The 20361-nt window shown below is 70.7% G+C and carries 17 protein-coding genes; 11 read left to right on the top strand and 6 right to left on the bottom strand.

The window, feature by feature from the left end:
- Positions 1-220 precede the first annotated feature (220 nt).
- The 6 genes from BIU95_RS04395 to BIU95_RS04370 are packed head-to-tail and all read left to right on the top strand — an operon-like array spanning position 221 to position 7770.
- Complete coding sequence (locus tag BIU95_RS04395; RefSeq protein ID WP_139179650.1) at positions 221-1957, top strand: ABC transporter substrate-binding protein; 1737 nt, start codon at positions 221-223, stop codon at positions 1955-1957.
- The gene (locus tag BIU95_RS04390) at positions 1954-2934 is read left to right on the top strand and encodes an ABC transporter permease (protein ID WP_017886395.1); all 981 of its coding nucleotides are present in this window, start codon (positions 1954-1956) and stop codon (positions 2932-2934) included. The genes BIU95_RS04395 and BIU95_RS04390 overlap by 4 nt, the downstream gene beginning before the upstream one ends.
- The gene (locus tag BIU95_RS04385; protein WP_071250598.1) at positions 2931-3878 is read left to right on the top strand and encodes an ABC transporter permease; all 948 of its coding nucleotides are present in this window, start codon (positions 2931-2933) and stop codon (positions 3876-3878) included. Before BIU95_RS04390 ends, BIU95_RS04385 begins: the two co-directional genes overlap by 4 nt.
- Positions 3875-5680 carry an ABC transporter ATP-binding protein gene (locus tag BIU95_RS04380; protein WP_083389239.1) on the top strand — a complete coding sequence of 602 codons (1806 nt, stop codon included), beginning with the start codon at positions 3875-3877 and terminating at the stop codon, positions 5678-5680. The genes BIU95_RS04385 and BIU95_RS04380 overlap by 4 nt, the downstream gene beginning before the upstream one ends.
- Positions 5677-6549, top strand: a complete 873-nt coding sequence (locus BIU95_RS04375) for an alpha/beta fold hydrolase (protein WP_071250596.1) — start codon at positions 5677-5679, stop codon at positions 6547-6549. Before BIU95_RS04380 ends, BIU95_RS04375 begins: the two co-directional genes overlap by 4 nt.
- A 36-nt stretch (positions 6550-6585) precedes the next feature.
- Positions 6586-7770 carry a glycoside hydrolase family 1 protein gene (locus tag BIU95_RS04370; protein WP_201300469.1) on the top strand — a complete coding sequence of 395 codons (1185 nt, stop codon included), beginning with the start codon at positions 6586-6588 and terminating at the stop codon, positions 7768-7770.
- A gap of 106 nt (positions 7771-7876) precedes the next feature.
- On the opposite strand, the gene BIU95_RS04365 is transcribed toward BIU95_RS04370, so the two are convergent.
- Positions 7877-9064 carry an ankyrin repeat domain-containing protein gene (locus BIU95_RS04365; protein ID WP_139179648.1) on the bottom strand — a complete coding sequence of 396 codons (1188 nt, stop codon included), beginning with the start codon at positions 9062-9064 and terminating at the stop codon, positions 7877-7879.
- A gap of 9 nt (positions 9065-9073) precedes the next feature.
- Positions 9074-10141, bottom strand: a complete 1068-nt coding sequence (locus BIU95_RS04360; protein ID WP_071250591.1) for an acyltransferase — start codon at positions 10139-10141, stop codon at positions 9074-9076.
- 154 nt (positions 10142-10295) lie between these two features.
- Here BIU95_RS04360 and BIU95_RS04355 point away from each other — a divergent pair, with 154 nt between their 5' ends.
- Positions 10296-11948, top strand: a complete 1653-nt coding sequence (locus BIU95_RS04355; protein ID WP_071250590.1) for a glycosyl hydrolase — start codon at positions 10296-10298, stop codon at positions 11946-11948.
- A 58-nt stretch (positions 11949-12006) separates the two neighbouring features.
- Here the strand turns inward: BIU95_RS04355 and BIU95_RS04350 are convergent, their stop codons facing one another.
- Genes BIU95_RS04350 through BIU95_RS04340 form a run of 3 tightly spaced genes read right to left on the bottom strand, consistent with a single transcriptional unit; the run spans position 12007 to position 15403 of the window.
- Positions 12007-12924: a glycosyltransferase family 2 protein gene (locus BIU95_RS04350; protein ID WP_071250589.1), complete on the bottom strand. Its 918-nt coding sequence runs from the start codon at positions 12922-12924 to the stop codon at positions 12007-12009.
- Positions 12921-13997, bottom strand: coding sequence for a polysaccharide pyruvyl transferase family protein (locus BIU95_RS04345; RefSeq protein ID WP_071250588.1), 1077 nt, complete (start codon positions 13995-13997; stop codon positions 12921-12923). The genes BIU95_RS04350 and BIU95_RS04345 overlap by 4 nt, the downstream gene beginning before the upstream one ends.
- A complete protein-coding gene (locus BIU95_RS04340; protein WP_071250587.1) occupies positions 13997-15403 on the bottom strand; it encodes a polysaccharide biosynthesis tyrosine autokinase in 1407 nt (468 codons plus the stop codon). Before BIU95_RS04340 ends, BIU95_RS04345 begins: the two co-directional genes overlap by 1 nt.
- A gap of 83 nt (positions 15404-15486) precedes the next feature.
- Here BIU95_RS04340 and BIU95_RS18545 point away from each other — a divergent pair, with 83 nt between their 5' ends.
- Genes BIU95_RS18545 through BIU95_RS04325 form a run of 3 tightly spaced genes read left to right on the top strand, consistent with a single transcriptional unit; the run spans position 15487 to position 18516 of the window.
- Positions 15487-16824, top strand: coding sequence for a hypothetical protein (locus BIU95_RS18545; RefSeq protein WP_071250585.1), 1338 nt, complete (start codon positions 15487-15489; stop codon positions 16822-16824).
- Positions 16821-17414 carry a hypothetical protein gene (locus BIU95_RS18540; RefSeq protein WP_071250583.1) on the top strand — a complete coding sequence of 198 codons (594 nt, stop codon included), beginning with the start codon at positions 16821-16823 and terminating at the stop codon, positions 17412-17414. Before BIU95_RS18545 ends, BIU95_RS18540 begins: the two co-directional genes overlap by 4 nt.
- A complete protein-coding gene (locus BIU95_RS04325; RefSeq protein WP_071250628.1) occupies positions 17392-18516 on the top strand; it encodes a glycosyltransferase in 1125 nt (374 codons plus the stop codon). The genes BIU95_RS18540 and BIU95_RS04325 overlap by 23 nt, the downstream gene beginning before the upstream one ends.
- A gap of 82 nt (positions 18517-18598) precedes the next feature.
- On the opposite strand, the gene BIU95_RS04320 is transcribed toward BIU95_RS04325, so the two are convergent.
- Positions 18599-19744, bottom strand: a complete 1146-nt coding sequence (locus tag BIU95_RS04320) for a glycosyltransferase (RefSeq protein WP_083389231.1) — start codon at positions 19742-19744, stop codon at positions 18599-18601.
- Between the two features lie 97 nt (positions 19745-19841).
- Here BIU95_RS04320 and BIU95_RS04315 point away from each other — a divergent pair, with 97 nt between their 5' ends.
- Positions 19842-20303 carry a DUF3060 domain-containing protein gene (locus tag BIU95_RS04315; RefSeq protein ID WP_139179645.1) on the top strand — a complete coding sequence of 154 codons (462 nt, stop codon included), beginning with the start codon at positions 19842-19844 and terminating at the stop codon, positions 20301-20303.
- Positions 20304-20361: the final 58 nt, after the last annotated feature.

Here is a 20361-nt window from a genome sequence, read left to right as displayed (position 1 = left end):
GGTCGCAAGGTCGCGAGGTCGCACCGTGCGGCGTTGCGCATCCCGTGCGACCTTCGGCGCCCCGTGCGAGCCCGGAGCAGTGCACGGAGCGGGCAACCTCGCACCAGTCGGCGCACCTCGCACCGTGCGCCGCCCCGCGAAACAACACCTGCGGTTGCACGCCGCGATGTAAGCGCATACATTGAGCACGTACCGAATCGACATGGAGGTCGACCGAGCAATGACGCTTCCCCCACAGCGCACGCGCGGCACGCGTGACCCAGGCCCACGCCGCCGAGGCCGCCTCGTCGCGGCCATCGCCGGCCTCGGCGCAGTGGCCCTCGTGGCCACCGGCTGCAGCATCCAGGTCCGATCCGAACCCGATCCCACCATCGGCAAGGACACGATGCTCATCAACGCGGACCGCGGCAACCCGCTGTTCGACCGCAACTTCAACCCGTACATCGCGAACGCCCGCACGGCCTCCAAGTGGATGTACGAGCCCCTCATCGAGGTGAACCCCCTCGACGGCAAGCGCAACCCGTGGCTCGCCAGCGCGTGGAGCCAGCCCGACGCGAAGACCATCGACATGACGATCCGCTCGGGTGTCGAGTGGTCCGACGGTTCGCCCTTCAGCGCGAAGGACGTCGTCTTCACCTTCGACCTGCTCAAGAAGTTCCCCGCCATGGACGTGAAGGGCGCCTGGCAGCACATCAAGAGCATCGAGCAGGACGGTGACCACGTCGTCTTCCACCTCAAGAGCGAGGACGTCCCGAGCCTGACGATCATCGGCCAGACGTACATCCTGGGCGAGGACCACTGGGGCGGCGTGAAGGACCCGACGACCTGGCGTGACCCGAACCCGGTCGGCACCGGTCCGTTCGTCCTCGGCAACTACACCGACCAGCAGTACTCGATGAACAAGAACCCGAAGTACTGGCAGGCCGACAAGATCGCCATCAAGCACCTCATCCTGCCGGCGACGAACACCCAGCTCGACACCGTCACCCGCGGCTACGACTGGGCGTACTCGTTCATCTCCGACGTCAAGGGCACCTGGGGTGCCGCGTCGAAGACGAACGAGTGGTGGTTCCCGGCCGGCGGTGTGATCGGCCTCATCCCGAACCTCACGAAGGCGCCGTACAGCGACGTCAACGTCCGCCGGGGCATCTCGCTCGCGCTGGACCGTGACGCCATCGCCGAGACCGCGTCCGAGGGCAACCTGTCGGCGGCGGGCCAGACCGGCCTGATCCTGCCGAACCAGGAGCGCTACCTCAACCCGGACATCCCCGACAAGGGCATGATCACCCAGGACACGAAGGCGGCGCTCGCGAGCTTCGAGAAGTCCGGCTACTCGGTGCAGGGCGGCAAGGTCGTCAAGGACGGCAAGCAGCTCGCGATCACGATCATGACCGCGAACGGCTACTCCGACTGGCTCCGCGCCGCGCAGGAGGTCCGCCGCGAACTCACCGCCATCGGCATCAAGGTGACGATCCAGGCGCCGCAGCCCGCCGGCTACCAGCAGAACATCAACAACGGCGAGTTCGACATGGCGATGGGCGGCATGGGCAACGGTGACGTCTACCAGGCGTTCAACTCCCTGCTCAGCACCGAGTTCTACCAGCCGGTCGGCAAGTCGACCGTCAACAACTACGAGCGCTACAAGAACGCCGACACCCAGAAGCTCCTCGACGAGTACAAGGCGACGACGGACACCGCGAAGCAGCAGGAGATCCTCGACCAGCTGCAGCAGACCGTGTACGACGAGCTCCCCGTCATCGGCATGTACTACGGCGGGCTCTGGGGCCTGTTCAACACCGGCAAGTTCGTCGGCTGGCCGAGTGCGAAGGACCCCTACATGGCACCGCAGAACTACGACTCGGCACCGCTGCTCATCTTCACGAAGCTCCGGCTGCGCGACAGCGCCGCCGGCAAGCAGATCCTGCAGGAGCAGAAGGCGCAGGAGGACCAGAAGTGAAGTACATCCTCCAGAAACTCGTCCTCTTCGTCCTGACCCTCTGGGCCGCGGTGACGCTGAACTTCGTGCTCCCGCGCCTGATGCCCGGCAGCCCGGCCGACGCCGCACTCGCGAAGCTCAGCCAGAACGGTCCGGTCACCGACGCCACCAAGAAGGCCATCGAGGCCCAGCTCGGGGTACCGACCGGCAACCTGTGGGACCAGTACGTCAGCTACCTGCACCAGGTCATCACCCTCGACTTCGGGACGAGCTACACCTTCTACCCGCAGCCCGTCGGCGACCTCGTGTCGAAGGCCCTGCCGTACACGCTGATCCTCGTCGGGGTCGTCACGATCCTGGCGTTCGTCCTCGGCACCCTGATCGGTGTCGCGGCAGCGTGGAAGCGCGGTACCTGGCTCGACTCGCTCCCGACCCTGTCCGGCAGCTTCATGTCGACGTTCCCGTACTTCTGGACCGCCCTGCTGCTGCTGTTCTTCCTCGGCTACGTGCTGCACTGGTTCCCGACCACGGGTGCCTACTCGGCCACGACGACGCCCGGCCTGAACGGTGCCTTCTTCGGCGACGCCCTGCAGCACGCGGTGCTGCCGGCGGTCACGATCCTGGTGACGAGCCTCGGCGGCTGGATCATCGGCATGCGCAACGCGATGATCAACACCCTCGGTGACGACTACGTGACCTTCGCCGAGGCCAACGGCCTGCGCGGGCGCACCGTCGCCATCCGCTACGCGGCCCGCAACGCGATCCTGCCGAACCTGACCGGCTTCGGTCTGGCGCTCGGTGGCGTGGTCGGCGGTTCCGTCCTGGTCGAGCAGGTCTTCGGCTACCCGGGCATCGGCTACCTGCTGTTCAACGCCGTGATCGGGCAGGACTACCCGCTCATGCAGGCCCTCTTCCTGATGATCACCGTGTCGGTGCTCATCGCCAACTTCATCGTGGACGTCATGTACGGCGTTCTGGACCCGAGGACGCGTCGATGACCAACGCAACCGTGTCGGTGCGCACACAAGAGAACGCACCCAACGAAGAACAGCAGGCGCCGAGCAAGCTCCGCGCCGCCGCCCGCCAGTTCGGCGTCGTCTGGTCGAACAAGAAGGCCCGGATCGGCATCATCATCCTCGGCGTCTTCGTGTTCGTGGCGGTCTTCGCCCCGCTCCTGGCCCCGTACGGCGCCAGCCAGAACGGCTTCGCCCGGTCCGCCGACGCGACGCCCGACCACTGGATGGGCACCACCGCCGCCGGCGAGGACGTCCTGTCCCAGATCATCTACGGCGCTCGCATCTCGGTCATGGTCGGCGCGGTCGCGGGCATCCTGTCCACGCTCGTCGCCGTCGCGATCGGCCTCAGCTGGGGCTACGTCCGAGGCTGGGTCGCCGAGGTCATCGGGTTCATCGTGAACCTGTTCCTCGTCATCCCGGGGCTGCCCCTGATGATCGTCATCGCCGCCTACCTGCAGAACGGCGGCATCGCGGTGATCATCGCGGTCATCGTCGTGACCGGTTGGGCGTGGGGCGCTCGCGTGCTCCGCTCGCAGACGCAGTCGCTGCGCGGCCGGGACTTCGTCACCGCCGCCCAGTTCTCCGGTGAGGGCGCGACCCGCATCGTGTTCCGCGAGATCCTGCCGAACATGACGAGCCTCATCGTCGGCAGCTTCTTCGGGGCCGCCACCAGCGCCATCCTCGCCGAGGCGGGCCTCGAGTTCCTCGGACTCGGCGACTCGTCGATCGTCAGCTGGGGCACGATCCTGTACTGGGCGCAGAACTCGAACGCGCTCCTCACCGGGCAGTGGATCCTGCTCTTCGCGCCGGGTCTCTGCATCGCGCTGCTCGCGATGAGCCTCACCCTGATCAACTTCGGCGTCGACGCCGTGTCCAACCCGCGGCTGCGCGACGGCGCACGGCCCCGTAAGGAGAAGCGCGCATGAGCGGCTTGCCAGAAACGCACCCGGCAGACGGCCTGGAGGCGCCCACCGGCGCCGCCACGGGCCTCCGGTCCGACGCCCGTCACGACCAGGGCGACGCCTCCGTCCTGCTCGACGTCCGCGACCTGTCGGTCGTCTACGAATCGGCCGGCCAGACGGCCGTCCAAGCCGTCGACCACGTGTCGTTCCAGCTGAAGAAGGGCGAGTTCGTCGGCCTGGTCGGCGAGTCCGGTTCCGGCAAGTCGACGCTCGGCTACGCGCTGACCCGGCTGCAGAAGCCACCGGCGCGCACGAACGGCGGCGGCATCGTCTTCGCGGGCAAGGACATCCGCGACCTCGACGACGAAGCCCTGCGCCAGCAGCGGCAGGGCGGCTTCGCGATGGTGCTGCAGTCCGGCATGAACGCGCTCAACCCGGTGCGCACCATCCGGAACCACTTCATCGACGTCTTCAAGGCGCACGGCCACGTGTCGCGCGACCGCTGGGACGCCCGGATGAAGGAGCTCATCGAGAAGGTGAAGCTGCCGACGTCGATGCTCGCCCGGTTCCCCGGGGAGCTCTCCGGCGGCATGCGGCAGCGCGTCTCCATCGCCCTGGCGCTCTCGCTCGAACCGCAGCTCATGGTGTTCGACGAGCCGACGACGGCGCTCGACGTGCTCGTGCAGCACGCCGTGATGGACACGATCATCGAGCTGCAGCGCACCGAGGGCTTCACGGCGATCCTGATCAGCCACGACCTCGGCATCGTCCTCGAGGCCACCGAGCGCGTCCTCGTCATGCACGAGGGCCGCATCGTCGAGGACGGCGGCTCCCGCGAGATCCTCCGTGACCCGCAGGACGAGTACACGCAGATGCTGCTGTCGCACTACGCCGACCCCCGCGCCGAGGTGGTGTCGCTGCCGGGCTTCCCGGACCGCTCGCTCCGTGCCGAGGCCGGCGAGAAGCGGCAGGAGACGACCTCGTCGTTCAGCACCGTCGGGTCCCGCGAGCGCAGCGCCGCCCGCAACCCGATCGTCGTCGACCACATCGTGAAGACCTACCCGGCGCCCCGCCGCGGTGAGCAGCCGGTGCAGGCCGTGCGCGACGTGTCGTTCACCCTCGAACCCGGGCAGTCGCTCGCCCTGGTCGGCCAGTCCGGTTCGGGCAAGTCGACCATCGCGAAGCTGCTCACCGGGGTCGAGAAGCCGACCACCGGCACGGTCCGGTTCGGTGACCTCGACGTCGCCCGCCTCGGCAAGCGCGGCCTGCGGGACCTGCGTTCCGAGGTGCAGATGGTGTTCCAGGACCCGTACTCGGCGCTCAACCCGCTGCACACGGTGGAGTACACGCTGTCCCGGCCGATCGCGAACTACACCGGGCTGACCGGCCGCGATGCCCGGCGCCGGGTGCTCGAGCTGCTCGAGACGGTGGGGCTCACCCCGGTCGAGCAGTTCGCCCAGAAGCTCCCGCACCAGCTCTCCGGCGGGCAGCGGCAGCGCGTGGTGATCGCCCGGGCACTCGCGAGCGACCCGCAGGTGATCATCGCCGACGAGCCGGTGTCGATGCTCGACGTGACGCTGCGTGCCGGGGTGCTCGCACTGCTCGAGGACCTCCGCGAGCAGTGGGGCGTCTCGCTCCTCTACATCACGCACGACCTGCTGAGCGCGCGGCTCATCACGGACGACATCATGGTGCTCCACGAGGGCGCCGTGGTCGAGCGGGGTCACACGGCCCAGGTGCTGCAGGACCCGCAGGACCCGTACACGATCGCCCTCCTCGACGCCGTGCCGAACCCGCGCCGCACGCTCTCGGAAGGACGACCATGACCACCCTGCACGACTTCCCGACGGTCCCGCCGTTCGGGCACCTGCCCACCCCGGACGGCGTCGACGTCGTCGGGATCGACGTCCCGGTCGGGCGGCTCACGGCCTACCGGATCGTGCCCGAGGGGGTGTCGAAGGGCACCGTGCTCATCGTCCCCGGGTACACCGGCTCGAAGGAGGACTGGCGCACGTTCCTGCCCGTCCTCCGCGACGCCGGGTGGACCGCCGTCGCGATCAGCCGGCGTGGGCAGGCCGACTCGGCCGCGCCGACCGAGCCGCGGGACTACTCCCTCGACGAAGAAGCGGCCGACGTCGTCCGGGTCGCGCGCCTGCTCGACGACGGCGCCCCCGTGCACCTGGTCGGGCACTCGCTCGGTGGTGTGATCGTCCGGGCGGCCGCGCTGCAGGACCCGACGGCGTTCCGCGACGTCGTGCAGTTCTGCTCCGGCCCGCACGGGTGGCCGTACCGCAAGGTCGCCGAGCTGACGATCCTGCACGACACCGGGGGGAACCTCCGGCAGCTGTTCGACTCGACGAACCCGCTCTGGGCGTACCGGCCCGACGAGGAGCTGCCCGACGACGTCCGGATGGTGCGCGACCGCTTCGACGCGACGAGCCCGCTCAGCGTCGTCGCCGGTGGCCACATCCTCGAGGACCACACCGACGCCTCCGACGCCCTGCGCGCCACGGGCCTGCCGGTCCTCGTCGCCCACGGCGAGTGGGACAACGCCTGGCCGATCCCGTGGCAGCGGGCGATGGCCGAGCAGACCGGCGCCGAGTACGTCGTCATCCCCGCGAGCTACCACGGCCCCCAGGTCGAGAATCCGCTCGGGACGGTCGCCGTCTTCGACGCCTTCCTGAGCCAGCACTGACTCGAACACGCACTGAAAGGCACCATCATCTCCACGCTGCAGTTCCCCGACGGCTTCCTCTGGGGCGCCGCCACCGCCGCCCACCAGATCGAGGGCAACAACGTCAACAGCAACTGGTGGGTGCACGAGCACGAGCCGGACACCACCATCGTCGAGCCCTCGGGTGACGCGGCGGACAGCTACCACCGGTACCGCGAGGACATCCGCATGGCCGCCGAGCTCGGGTTGAACTCGTACCGGTTCAGCATCGAGTGGGCCCGCATCGAGCCCGAGCGCGGGTTCGTCAGCCGCGCCGAGGTCGACCACTACCGCCGCATGGTCGACGCCTGCCACGAGTTCGGCATCGAGCCGATCGTCACCCTCATGCACTTCACCGTGCCGCGCTGGTTCGAACGCGACGGCTTCTGGCGCGCCCCCGATGCCGCCGACCTGTTCGCCCGCTACACCGAGGCCGCGCTCCCCGTGGTGCAGGACGGCGTCCGCTACGTCTGCACGATCAACGAGCCGAACATCGCGGCCATGCTCGCCGGCGGCGAGGACGCGGCCAACCTGGTGGCCTTCGGCCTGCCGAACCCGGACCTGGGCGTCGCCGACGCCCTGCTGGCCAGCCACAAGCGGTCGCGCGAGGTCCTGTCACAGGTGTCGGGCCTCCGGTCGGGGTGGACCATCGCGACGCAGGCGTTCAAGTCCAACGGTGAGCCGGGCGCGGACACGATGCTCCGCGAGTACGGGTACCCGCGCGACGACTGGTACCTCGAGAACGCCGCCGGCGACGACTTCCTGGGCGTGCAGGCCTACACGCGCACGTTCATCGGTCCGGACGGGCCCCTGCCCGTGTCCGACGACGTCGAGACGACCCTCACCGGCTGGGAGTTCTACCCCGAAGCCTCGGCCGACGGGCTCCGCAGCGCGTGGGAGCTCTCCGGCGGCGTCCCGCTGATGATCACCGAGAACGGCATCGCCACCGCCGACGACAGCCGTCGGCAGGCGTACACGCAGGGCGCCCTCGAGGGCATCCACCGCTGCATCGAGGACGGCATCGAGGTCCTCGGCTACCAGCACTGGTCGCTCCTCGACAACTACGAGTGGGCGTCGGGCTTCCGGCCGACGTTCGGGCTGGTCGCGTGGGACCGTGAGACCTTCGAGCGCACGCCGAAGGACTCCGCCCGCTGGTACGGGCGCGTCGCGCAGGCGAACGCCGTCGAGCAGGTCACCGTCTAGGACGGTCGACCCGCGAGCGCGCGGCGGACGGGAGGCCCTGCTCCCGTCCGCCGCGCTTCGTCACGTCCGGCGCGGGTCGGCCCACGGGCCGTGGTGCGGACGGCGCTCAGGCAGCGGCGAGCAGGTCGGCCACCGCCGTCGCGCGGAGCAACTCCGCGCGGTCGGCAGCGGTCGAGCCCTCGTCGTCCACGGCATCGCGGTCGACGCCCTGCGCCAGCACCGCACGGACGGTCTCGACGTCGCCGGAGTCGACGGCCGCGATCAGCAGCGTCGCGCCCCGTGAGCCGCGCGCCGCGGTGTCCGCACCCGCGGCGGCGAGGGCACGCACGATCGCGGCGTGCCCGCCCCACGCGGCGCGGATGATCGGGGTGTTGCCGTCGCCGTCACGGGCCTCCAGGTCGGCACCCGCTGCCACCAGCACGTCGACCGCCCGTCGCGCGTCGCGGTCGATCGCCAGCGTCAGCGGTGTGCGCCCCTCGGTGTCCTCGAGCTGCAGGGTCGCACCGCGGCGCAGGAGCTCCTCGAGCATCTCGGGGTGGTCGAACCACGCGGCGGCGTGCAGCGGGGCGAAGCCCCATCGGGGGTCGACGTCGTCGACGTCGCTCGCGTCGTCGGCCAGGTGCAGCCCGCCGAGGTCGCCGTAGGCCGCGGCCCGGACCACCTCGGTCGTCCACTCCACCCAGCCGTCCGGCACCGGGCCGTGCCAGCCGCGTGCCGGGCGCGACTCCAGGCCGGAGTACACGGACTCGGCGACGCTCCGGATCGCCACGCGGACACCACGGAACCGGATCGCGACCTCGCCGACGGGGGAGATCAGCAGCCGGAGTTCCCAGGCGTCGTGCTCGTTCAGGTACTCGAGCTCGCCCCGGGCGACGTGCGCGTCACCGGCGAGCAGCGCTGCGGGATCGACCCCGGGCGGGTCGATGACGGCATCCCGGAGCCGGAGCGACACCCTGGCGTGGTTCCAGCGGCGCCACAGGCCGCTCGGGGTGTCGAGGACCTCGTCGTTGCGGACCACGATGTCCGCGTGCACGACGACCGGGTCGGGCACACCGTGGCCCGGCAGGTCGACGGGGGTCGTCACGTCGTCCTCGTCGGCGTCCGGATCGACGACGGCGTCGGCGGACTCCACGATCCAGCGTTCGATCCGCGAGTCGGTCCACTTGACCGTCAGGAGCGCGGCGACCGTGGGAGGGGCGTCCTCGAGCAACCGGGTCACGTGTTCGCGCTGGCCGTCGAAGTCCTCGAGGGAGACGTAGCCAACGGAGGGCCAGTTCACTCGACTCCATCGCACGGGACGACACTACCCGGCGGGTAGCCGGTGCCTCGCGGCGCGTGGGGTCCGTGGTGGTGCGGTCCGACGACGCTGGAGCCGCCGGATCACCGGACGGTCGACCGCGAACCACACCACGACCGAGGCGGCCACGGCGGCGACCGGTGCGGCGATGCCCGCGACGATCGGCGCTGCGGGGGCGGAGACGACCGCGGCGACCACGGCCACCGTCGCCGGTGCGAGGATCGGGTGCGTCAGGTACAGCGCGTACGAGGCATCGCCCAGCGTCCGCCCGACGGTGCCGGTGCACCGACGCAGGAGCGGCTCACCCACCACCGTCGTCGCCAGCGCCGCGGCCGCGAGCGGCAACAGCAGCAGGCTCGGCACGGACGCGCCCGCGACGGTGCCCACCACGAGCCAGATCGCGGTGATCGCCGCGGTCCGGAGCAGTGCCAGCCGGGTGCGGCGGTCGAGCGCCCACCGGCCGATCACCATGCCGACCAGGAAGCACAACACGATGCGGTTCGCGTGGAACTGCCAGGTCGGCCACCCGTCCGGCCCGCGGAACGCCGAGGCGACCGCGAGCCCGACGAAGACGACGGACGCCAGCCGCAGGGGGTCAGAGCGGGTGGCGAGCGCGATCGTGACGACCACGTAGAACAGCAGCTCGAACGACAGCGTCCAGGTGACCGTGAAGAACGGCTCGACCACGCCGTTCGGGCCGCGGCCGGGCAGGAACAGGTACGACGACACGATGTACGTCGGTGACGTGGCCGCGCGTTCCAGGGCCTGCGGGGCCACCAGCAGCGTGACGAGCTTGATCGTCATCACCGCCCACGCGAGCGGCAGGATGCGGACCAGCCGACGGCGGAGGAACCCGCGCCAGGTCGGCCTCGGGGTCCGCTGTGTCACGAGCACCGCGACGAACCCGCTGATCGCGAAGAACACCGTCACCCCGACCTGGCCGACGGGGATGTCGACCAGGGGTGTGCCGAGACGGGCGTGCAGGTACGTCGGCAGGTGCGAGAACACGACGAGGAGCGCGGCGACGAACCGCAGCACCTGGACGCCGGTGAAGGTCGGTCGTTCGGCTGGCATCGAGCAACTGTGGGCGGGCGGGTTCGCCGATCGCCAGCAGTTCGCACTCCGAGTTCCGTGTTTCGCAGCGTGGTCGAGCCGATCGCATCGCATCGCAGGTGCCGTGCATTCCGATTGCTCGCCAGCACCCGTCCGTGCTGTCGATGATGGCCCGATGGAACACGTCGGGCCCTCCGTTGGCCGCCCCGCCCCCCGTCCCCCCTCCACCCGCCGCCGTGGCCTCACCGCAGCTGCCGTCACGGGCGTCGTCCTCGCGGCGATCCTGTCCGAGCACGCCCAGCCCTCGTCCGCACGGGGCACCACGTCGACGGCCTCGACGACGCCGACGATCCGACCGGTCGGCGGGAGCGGTCTGTTCGGACCCGACGATCGCCCCCGGTTCACGGTCGACGGCGTGGAGCGTGCGGCGGACGTCACCTGGCGGGTCAACGACACCACGGGGACGATCGTCGACTCGGGGACCGGTCGGGCGGGGACCCGATCGGTCGAGGTGCACCCCACGAGCGCCCTGCCGTCCGGCACCTACCGGCTGACCGTGCAGACGCCGGGCGCGACCTCCGCGTCGACCCGGTTCGTGCGGACCATCGCCGGTCCGGTCGGCTCGGACCCGTACTTCGGTCTCGGCGTCAACCCCGTGGCGAGCGCGCTGCCCTCACTCGCCGCACTCGGTGCCGGCAGCTACCGACAGGACCTGCAGTGGAGCGCGGTCGAGAAGGTCGCCGGACGGTTCGACTTCGCGGCGACGGACGCCCGCATCGACCCGGTCGTGCGCGACATGGGGGTCAGTCCGCTCTTCGTCCTCGACTACGGCAACGTCGCGTACACCAACGACCCGATGGCACCACCGGACGTCTCGAAACCCGCCCAGGCCGCCGCGTGGAAGCGGTACGTCAAGGAGACCGTGTCCCACATGCGGGACCGGCACCCGGACACCGATCTGTCCTACGAGGTCTGGAACGAGTGGACCAACAACCACGGTGTGCTGCCCGCGACGCCCGCCGCATACATCGAGCTCGCACGGGTCACAGCACAGGTCATCCGTGCCACCGACCCGGCGGCGACGATCGTCGGGCCGACCCAGAACGCGGTGTCCGACGACGAGCGCGCCTGGATCGGCGAGTGGTTCCACCTCGGTGGTGCCGACCACGTCGACGCGGTCAGCATCCACCCCTACAACAACCCGTGGGGGCCCGAACTCTGCGTCCCGACCAACCCGTGCATCGAGGATGCGCTCGCGTGGCTCCGGACGACGGCCGACCGGTACCCGCGCCCCGACGGCAGCGCCTTGCCGATCTGGATCACCGAGGTCGGGTGGCCGACCCAGTTCGCCGGTCCGGGGTGGGTTCGACCGGAGGACCAGACCGCATACGTCCTGCGCACCTACGCCATCGCCGCGCAGTACGGCGTCGAGCGGCTCTTCCTGTTCGAGATGGCCGAGCCCACCACGGCGAACGGCACCGCACGGACGTTCGGGCTGGTCGGCAACGCCGACGCCGGCTACGAGCCGAAGCCCTCCGCCGCGGCCTGGGCGACCATGCAGCGGGTCCTCGCCGGCAAGCGGTACGTGGCGGAGCACCGGATCGGTCCGGTCCGCCACATGCGGTTCACCTCGCCGGACGGCAAGCACCACGCCCGTGTCGTCTGGCAGTCGGAGGCGCAGCACCTGTCGACGCCCGTGCGCGTCTCACTCCGCGGAACCGGGCGGATCGTCGAACCCGCCGGGTCCGAGAAGACCGTGCGGGGCACCGCCGGGAAGCTCGACATGTCCGCGAAGTGGATTCCCCGATTCGTCGTCTGGGACGAGTGACTCCGAGTGACTCCGAGTGGCCCCGCGGTGCACCTGGTGCGCCGCGGGGCGACTCGCGTCACCCGTGCTGCGGCGTCGTGCCCCGGTCGAACGCGTGGTGCACGCGGTGGTCGTCCGTGCCGTGCCACCCCTGCCACCGGCCACGGAGCTGTGCCTGCTGGAACCGGGTCGCATCGTGGTCCCGCTTCACCCGGGCCACGAGGACGGCCACCATCGAGCGAGTGACCCAGTAGGCCGCCTGGCCGCGGAGCCGGTGCTTCCGGAGCACCCGGCCGAACCCCCGGTTGTACCGCAGCACCTTGGCCAGGGTCTCGTCCGTCATGCCGTCGTGCCGGAAGTCGCCGTGCCGCACGGTCACCTCCGGCATGTAGGCGATGCGGGCGCCGCGACGGAGTGCACGGATGACGAGGTCGTTCTCCTCGCCCGAACCGAACGGCGTCGCCGAACCGGTACCGAGCGCGACGTCGAAGAGCCCGTGCGTCTCGAGCAGTTCTCGCCGCAGGAAGATGCCTGCGGCGACGATCGTCCGGGGAACCCGCCAGCTCGTGACCCGGCATGCTCGTCGACGCCAGCGGAGCATCGTGCCGCTGTCGTCACTCGCACGGCAGGGGATCGCTGCTCCGTCGAGGTCCCGACCGTCCATCCGCTCGGACAGGAGTTCGAGGACGCCGTCGTCGAACCAGCAGTCGTCGTCGGGGAACGCCACGATGTCCCCGCGGATCGTGGCGAGCCCGCGGTTCCGGCCACGGCTGACACCACGGACGACGGGCTCGTGCACGTGTTCGGCGTGACCGGCCTCGATCAGGTCCCGCAGGAGCGGCAGCGCGTCCGGCTTCGGGCGCTGCTCGACCACGGTCACGAAGACCGGCACACGTGCTCGGCGGATCGAGTCGAGGCAGCGTTCGATGTGTTCGGGCGAGCGGATCGTCGAGATGACCAGGTGGAAGCGGTGGTCGGGCCCGGTGACGGCGTTCACATCGACACCGTGCTCGTCGTCAGCAGGTCCGACGTCGAGCGCGTCCCCGACTTCCAGGCGAGCAGCTCGCCCCGGATCCGTTGCAAGCGGTCCTGCAGTTCGCGGACCCGTTCGGCGATGCCCGCACGCTCCTGTTTGGCCGCGCGCATCGCGTCGACCAGGTCGTGCGCCGAGTGGCCCACCGTGACGGGGGCGGCACGGCCGGTGACGCTCGACCAGAAGTCGTCGCACTTCGAGGCGTAGGACAGCGGGACCGTCGCGATGCCGAGCGACACCGCGGCGACGGCTCCGTGCAGCCGTTCCGACACCACGAGGTCGCAGCCGCCGATCGCGGCCATCGTCGCAGCGACGTCCGTGGAGGCGTGGACGACCGACGCCGTCGTCAGACGGCCTGCGAGCTGGCGTGCGGCGTCCTGGTCGGCTGCCGACAGGGCGAACGCGACCACCTCGGTCGCACCGATGTCACGTGCGTGTTCGTCGACGGCCGCGGCGACGGTGGCGACGTCGAAGCGGGAGTGTGGATCGGACCCGAGGCTCACGCCGATGCGCGGAGCAGCCCGGGTGGGCCTGGGCACGTGCCGGACGAGGGGGTAGAGCAGCGCCGGGTCACCGCTGATGTCGACGGGCATCAGGTGCGCGGAGACCTCGTCCTGGGTGAGGGGACCGCGAACGCCGGCGATGTGCAGCCGCTCGAGCGTGCGCCAGGCTTCCCAGCGTTGCCGCTGCTGCGCCAGCGAGTACGTGTCCGATGCTGACGCCGCTCCGAGACCCACTCCGATCAGCCCGTCCGCTCCGAAGTTGCGGATCGCCAGCCGTGCGTGCTCGGCCCACGCCGCGAACCCGACGGACGTCCCGCCGCCGAGCAGGACGACCCGTTCCGTGCCGAGCGTGCGGAGCCGGTCGACCCCGAACCGTGGCGCCGTCCGGAGGTAGTCGCGTGCGTTGAGCGGTGCCTGGACCGTGAGGGGGTCGTCGAGCGCAGCGCGCCAGGTCTCGTACAGCAGGTCGTCGCCGAAGTTGGCGTTCCCCTGCCACCCGAGGTAGACGAGGGAACGGCGTGTGGGCGGCTTCATCAGTGGTCCTCCGCGGTGCGACGAGCTCGCGACGATCGACGAGGGCTCTCGCTGACCGGTGCCGACGGCTCGTAGTTGTAGTAGGTCTTCGCGCGACGCTGCACCGGTAGACGGTTCACGACGAGGCCGAGCAGGCGGGCGCCGACCTGGGTCACGGTGCGCTCTGCCGCCGTGAAGTCCGCGCGTCTGGTCCGCCCGTCCACGCTCACCACGAGCAGGACACCGCTGCAGATCGCGCCCAGCACAGCGGGGTCGGTCACCGGGAGCATCGGAGGTGCGTCGACGATGACGTACTCGTATCGGGACTCGAGCTCGCGGACCAGCTCGACCATGCGGCTCGAGCTCAGGAGTTCGCTCGGGTTCGGCGGAACGCGCCCCGCGGCGAGGACGTGGAGGGGGGTGTCCGCGCCGACTTCTTGGACGGCGTCGTCGAGGGCGACCTGCCGGGTCAGGACCGTGGAGAGTCCGACGCGGCTCTCGATGCCCAGGTAGGTGCCGGTGGTCGGTCGTCGGAGATCGGCGTCGACGAGGACGACGCGCGAGCCGTTCTGGGCGAGCATGAGCGCGAGGTTCACGGCGGTCGAGGACTTCCCCTCGCCCGGCGTCGCGCTGGTCACGACGATGCTCTGCGCGTCCCCGTCGAGGTTCGTGTAGGTCAGGTGGGTCCGGAGCTGGCGGAACGCCTCGGCTCGCGTGCTGTAGCGGTTGCCGAATGACACGAGCGGTTCGTTCGCGATGGTCTCGTCCAGGGGGAACTCGCCCAGCACGCTCGCGTGGGTGAGCCGGCGCAGTGCCTCGAACGAGCGGAGGCGGGTGTCGAGGACCTCGCGGAGCACGGCTTGGGCGATGCCGAGCGCGAGTCCGGCGAGCACACCGATGGCGGTGTTGACGGCCAGTCGGGGTGAGAACGGCGTGCTCGGAGCGGTTGCGGGCTGGAAGACGCTGAGGTGCACGAGGCCATCGGTGGCGGCCGCTTCGTTCTCGACCTGTTCGACCACCTTCACCAGCTGTTCCGTGACGGCGTTCGCGATGGCGGCGGCTTGCGACGGGGACTCGTCGGTGGCGCTGATCGCGATGAGCACGGTGTCGCGTTTCGACTCCGCCGTGACCACCCGCCCGAGGCCGCCGCCAGGCAGCCCGAGCTGCTTCGCGGCCTGTCCGAGCACCTGGGGCGTGACCGCCAGCGCCTCGTACGACTTGACCCGGGCGGCCGAGAAGGTGTTGCCCTGGCTGAGGTCGGTGACCGAGGCCCCGCCTGCCACGGACACGAACACCTCGCTCGTCGCCCGGTACTGCGGTGCCTGGACCGCGGAGAAGGCCGCCGCGAGTCCGGTCGCGAGCAGCAGCACCGCGGCGATGGAGATCCAGCGGTGCCGGAGCACGTCGATGAACTGCGCGAGTGTCATCCGAGCCTTTCCTTCGGGTTTCGATGTGTGATACTCATAGTAGTTGATATGAAATATTACGCAACCAAGTGGAGGAAGCGCGGATGACCGTCCTCGGAACCCTGCTCCTCGTCGCGCTCGGCGTCGGACTGACGGTGCGTCGCGAGTGGTTGCCGGTGATCATCGGGGTGGCCGCCGGGTTGCCGTACTCCGCGGGCGTCGTCCTCGGGGGGAACGGCGTGCCGCTGTTCACCGTCGCGGCAGCAGCCAGCGCCTGCGCACTGCTCGGGACGCGTCGACTGGGGACGTCGCACTGGACTGCGAACGCCTTCGCCGTCTTCCTCGCGTGGACGACGGTGATCACCGCGCTGGCTCCGTGGATGTTCGGCGGCATCCGGGTCCTCGTCTCGCGCGGGGGAGTCGATCACCAGGTGGCCGACCCCGGTGTGCTCGCCTACACGGTGAGCAACGGGGCACAGCTCGCCTACCTGCTCCTCGCCGCCTGCTGCGCGCTCTACCTGGTGCGCGTCCGGGGTGCCGTCCTCGCGGTCGGTGTCGCGCTGGTCGTGGGGACGGTGACGACGAGCATCCGGGGCTTCCTCCTGCTGTTCCGAGCGGACGTGACGGCTCCCCTCTTCGACACCCTGCCGAACGTGGCGTACGCCTGGACCACGACGGAGGACCGGTTGCGCGGGGTCTTCAGCGAACCGAGCGAGCTCGCCGCGTTCTCCCTGCCCGCGGTCGCGTTCTTCGTCGTTGCGGCGCTGCGCTCCACCGGGCGGACCCGGTTCCTCTGGTCCGCGGCGGCAGCCCTCGCGTGCTCCAACCTGCTGCAGGCGTCCTCGGGCACGGCCGTCGTCGCATCCGCCGTCGTGATCGGGTTGGGCATCGTCGTCCTGGCCGTCCGGTACGTCGTCCGCGGTGGCGTCGGCACCCCGTGGCTCGTCATCGGCGTGCTCACTGCGGCCGTGGTCGCCCTGGTCGCCGGTGACCACCTGCTCGCGCCGGTCCGGGAACTCGTCGTCGACAAGGTGGACAGCAAGTCGTACGACTCGCGGACGGGCGCGGACACGTTCAGCTGGGGCGTCCTCGCGGACACGCTCGGGATGGGCGCCGGCATCGGCAGCAACCGACCGTCGTCGTTCGGCATGTCCCTGTTGTCCACCGTCGGCATCCCGGGCACCGCGGCGTTCGCGGCACTCGTCACGGGCATCGTCGCGACCGCGATCCGGCGTCCGGGCACGGTCGCGGCGGCCACGGCACTCGTCGCGCTGGTCGTCGCCAAGGTCGTCGGGACGCCCGACTTCTCGACCCCGGTCCTCTGGGTCCTCATCGCGGCCTGCGCGACCCCGACGTGGGTCCCGACCGCCGTCCCCACCCTCCGGCCCACGATTCCCACCCGCCGGCCCACCGTCCCCGCACTGACAGGAACTCGATCGTGATCGCCATCCTCATCGTCTGCGAAGGGAACGTCTGTCGTTCCCCCTACGTCGAACGCGTGCTCCGCGCCCGCCTGGACGCCGTCGCCCCGGGAGCGTTCCGGGTGTCCAGCGCAGGGACCGCCGCCGAGCACGGTGCGGCGATGTTCCCGCGCTCGTCCGACGCCGTCCTGCGCCACGGTGCCGATCCCTCCGGCTTCGCAGGGACGCCCCTGACGGCACGCGTGCTCGACGGCCCCGCGCTCGTGCTCACCCTGGAACGCCAGCACCGTGCCGCGGTGCTCGACATCGCTCCCGCGCTGTTGCGGCGGACGTTCACGCTGCGCGAGTTCGAACGGCTCGTCCGTCCGCTCCTCGAACAGGACGCTGTCGGCGCGGGGTTCTGGGACGACTTCCCCAGGTTGGTCGCACGTTCCCGACTCGGCACCGCCCCCACCGAGCCGGAGGCGGACGACATCGCCGACCCGGTCCGTGGGGACGACGCCGACCACGCCCGGATGTGCGCGCTGGCCGACGAGGCGATCGACGCCGTCGTCGCCTGTGCCGCACGAGCGACGGAAGGAGCTCGCGATGCGCGGACTGCTCGTGCATGAGTGGATCGAAGCGGTCGGCGGCGCCGAACGTGTCCTCGACGCCATGGCGGACGAGTACCCGGACGCCGATCTCTTCGGCCTCTGGAACGACGCCCCTGGCCGGTACCCCGGCCGGCGTGTGATCGAGAGCGCCCTCGCGCCGACGCCGCTGCGGGGTCGCAAGGCCCTGGCCGTCCCCTTCCTCCCCGCGCTGTGGTCGCACGGGCTGCGCGACCTCGGACCGTACGACTGGGCGCTCGTCAGTTCGCACCTGTTCGCGCACCAGGCCCGTGTGCCCGGTGTCGATCCCGAGCGCCAGTTCACCTACGTGCACACACCGGCGCGGTACCTCTGGAACCCGGAGCTCGATGCCCGCGGCTCGTCCGTCGCCGCACGGGTCGCGGGTCCCGCGCTCCGTGCAGTGGACCGCCGTCGGGGTGGGGCGCTCCGGCACGTCGCGGCCAACAGTCGTTTCGTGCAGCAGCGCATCCGAGCGAGCTGGGACGTCGATGCGGTCGTGATCCACCCGCCCGTCGGGGTCGAACGACTCACCGCTGTCGACGACTGGGCGCAGGTGCTCGACGACCGTGAGCGTGCGCTGCTCGAGTCGCTGCCCGCGGGCTTCCTGCTGGGTGCGTCCCGGTTCGTGCCGTACAAGCGACTCGACGTGGTGATCGAGGCCGGCCGGGCATCTGCGCGGCCGGTGGTGCTCGCCGGTGACGGACCCGACCTCGAACGGCTCCGGGCGCTCGCCGCTGACTCGGACGTCGACGTCCGCATCGTCGTCCGGCCGTCCGACGCGCTCCTGGCGGCACTGCTGCAGCGTGCAGCCGTCTACGTGTTCCCACCGGTGGAGGACTTCGGCATCATGCCGGTCGAGGCCATGGCGCTCGGCACGCCGGTCGTCGTGAACGCCGTCGGCGGCGCGTGCGACTCGGTGGAGCCCGGTCGGAGCGGTGTCGTCCTGCACGACTTCGCCCCGTCGACGATCCGGTCGGCCGTCGAGGCGGCTGCGGGACTCGACGGTGCGGACTGCCGAGCGCGGGCCGACACGTTCTCCACCACACGCTTCCGGCGCGAGATCGGCGCGTGGACCGGTATCCCGAGCGCGGTCCGTTCCTGACGCGCCCGGCCAGGAGGCCCGCCAGTCGTCGCCGGGTCGGCCCGCGGCAGGCGCCGCGCACGTGCAGTGCCGCCGTCCCGCGTCAGCGGGCGGCCGCCACCAGGATCGCTTCGAGCTGCGCGACGACGCGCGGGAGGTCGAACCGCCTGGCGGTCCGACGGCCGTTGTCGGCGAGCCGATCCCGGGCCTCCTGGCCGTCTGCCAGTCGCACCATGGCGGACGCGAGCGCTGCGACGTCGCCGGGTGGGACGAGGAGGCCGTCCTGATCGTGGGTGATGATCTCGGCGGGGCCACCCGCATCGCTGGCGATCACGGCCCGGCCCAGCGCCATGGCCTCGATGACGACCTGTCCGAACGGCTCCGCGCGTGTGCTGGCGTGGACGACGAAGTCACACGCGGCCATCTCGGCGGCGACGTCGTGCTGGTGCCCACGGAAGTCCACGGAGTCGCGGACGCCGAGGTCGGACGCGAGCGTGTGGAGCGACCGGGCGAACGCGTCGTCGGCGCCGAACAGCGGTGCGCCCACGAGACGGAGCCGTGCGTCGGGGTCGAGACCGGACGCGCGGGCGGCCGCGAAGGCGCGGAGGGCGACGTCCTGACCCTTCCACGGCGTGAGGCGTCCGACCATGCCGATCGTGCACACCGGAGCGGTGTGCGGCGTTGGTTCCGCCGGGACGGACACGGGGCAGGCGACGACGGTGACGGGCCGGGGCAGGCGACCGAGCGTCCGGGCCGTGGTCCGGGAGTTCGCGACCACCGTCCGGGGGAGGACCGCGAACGCGAGCCGGAGCAGCGCTGCGTTGACTCGCGACGACCCATCGGCACCGACGAGGTCGTGTGCGTGGGCGACCACGGGGATCCCGGCCCGCCGCCCGGCGAGTCCACCCCAGATGTGTGCCTTCGCCGAGTGGGTCGTCAGCACGTCGACACCGAGCGCGCGCAGGACGCGGGTGAGTTCGTGGGTGGCGCGGAGTGTGCTGACCGTCTTCGCGAGGAGCCCAGCTCCCGTGGTGGCGGTGTGGTGCCGGACGGTCGCATCGAGGGGAACGACCTGGCAGCGCACCCCGGAGTCGGCGAGGAGTTCCTCGAGCGGGCCGTGTTCGCCGAGGACCACGATCGGTTCGATCCTCGTGCACGAGGCGGTCACCCGGGCGACGAGCAGTTCTGCCCCGGAGAGGGCTGCGGAGTGGCTGAGGAAGGCCACCAGAGGCAACCGATCAGTTGTCATGCATTCAGCATATCAAGTATTGTATAGAACGTGACATACTTATGTCCGCGGGTCCGATGACGCGCCCGACACCTCCCGCTCCAGATCGGAACACACCATGGCCCTGAGCTCCCATCCTCCCGTCCGCCGCTTGCTCGTCACCGGACTGACCGCCGTCGGCATCCTCGCTGCAGTGACCGCGTGCTCCGGCACCGGCGACGACAAGCCGACCCCGAAGCCGAGTGCGAGCGCGACGGCCAAGGCGGACGAGCAGGTCTTCTCGAACCCGCCTGCCGACATCGAGAAGGTCCGGGCCGGGTGCAAGGACGGCAAGGCCGTCGTCGACCAGGCCAACAAGGACATCACCGTCGGGGACTGCGCGTCGGTGGAGATCACCGCGGGCAACGCGGTCGTGCACCTCGGGAACGTCGAGGAACTCGTCGTCTCCGGTTCCATCAACGACATCGCCGCGAAGCAGGTCGGCTCGGTGCGGGTGACCACCGACGGCAACCGCCTGACCAGTGACAACGAGCCGGAGGTCAGCGACGACGGCGAGGACAACGTGTTCCGCACGCGCTGATCGACACACACGCAGAACGACGAATGCCGCCGGCCCCAGGCCGGCGGCATTCGTCGTT

This window comes from Curtobacterium sp. MCBA15_007 (genome assembly GCF_001864905.1).
GTDB lineage: Bacteria > Actinomycetota > Actinomycetes > Actinomycetales > Microbacteriaceae > Curtobacterium > Curtobacterium poinsettiae.
Note: the sequence above shows the minus strand (reverse complement) of the source record. Positions and strands in the feature narration are given on the sequence as shown.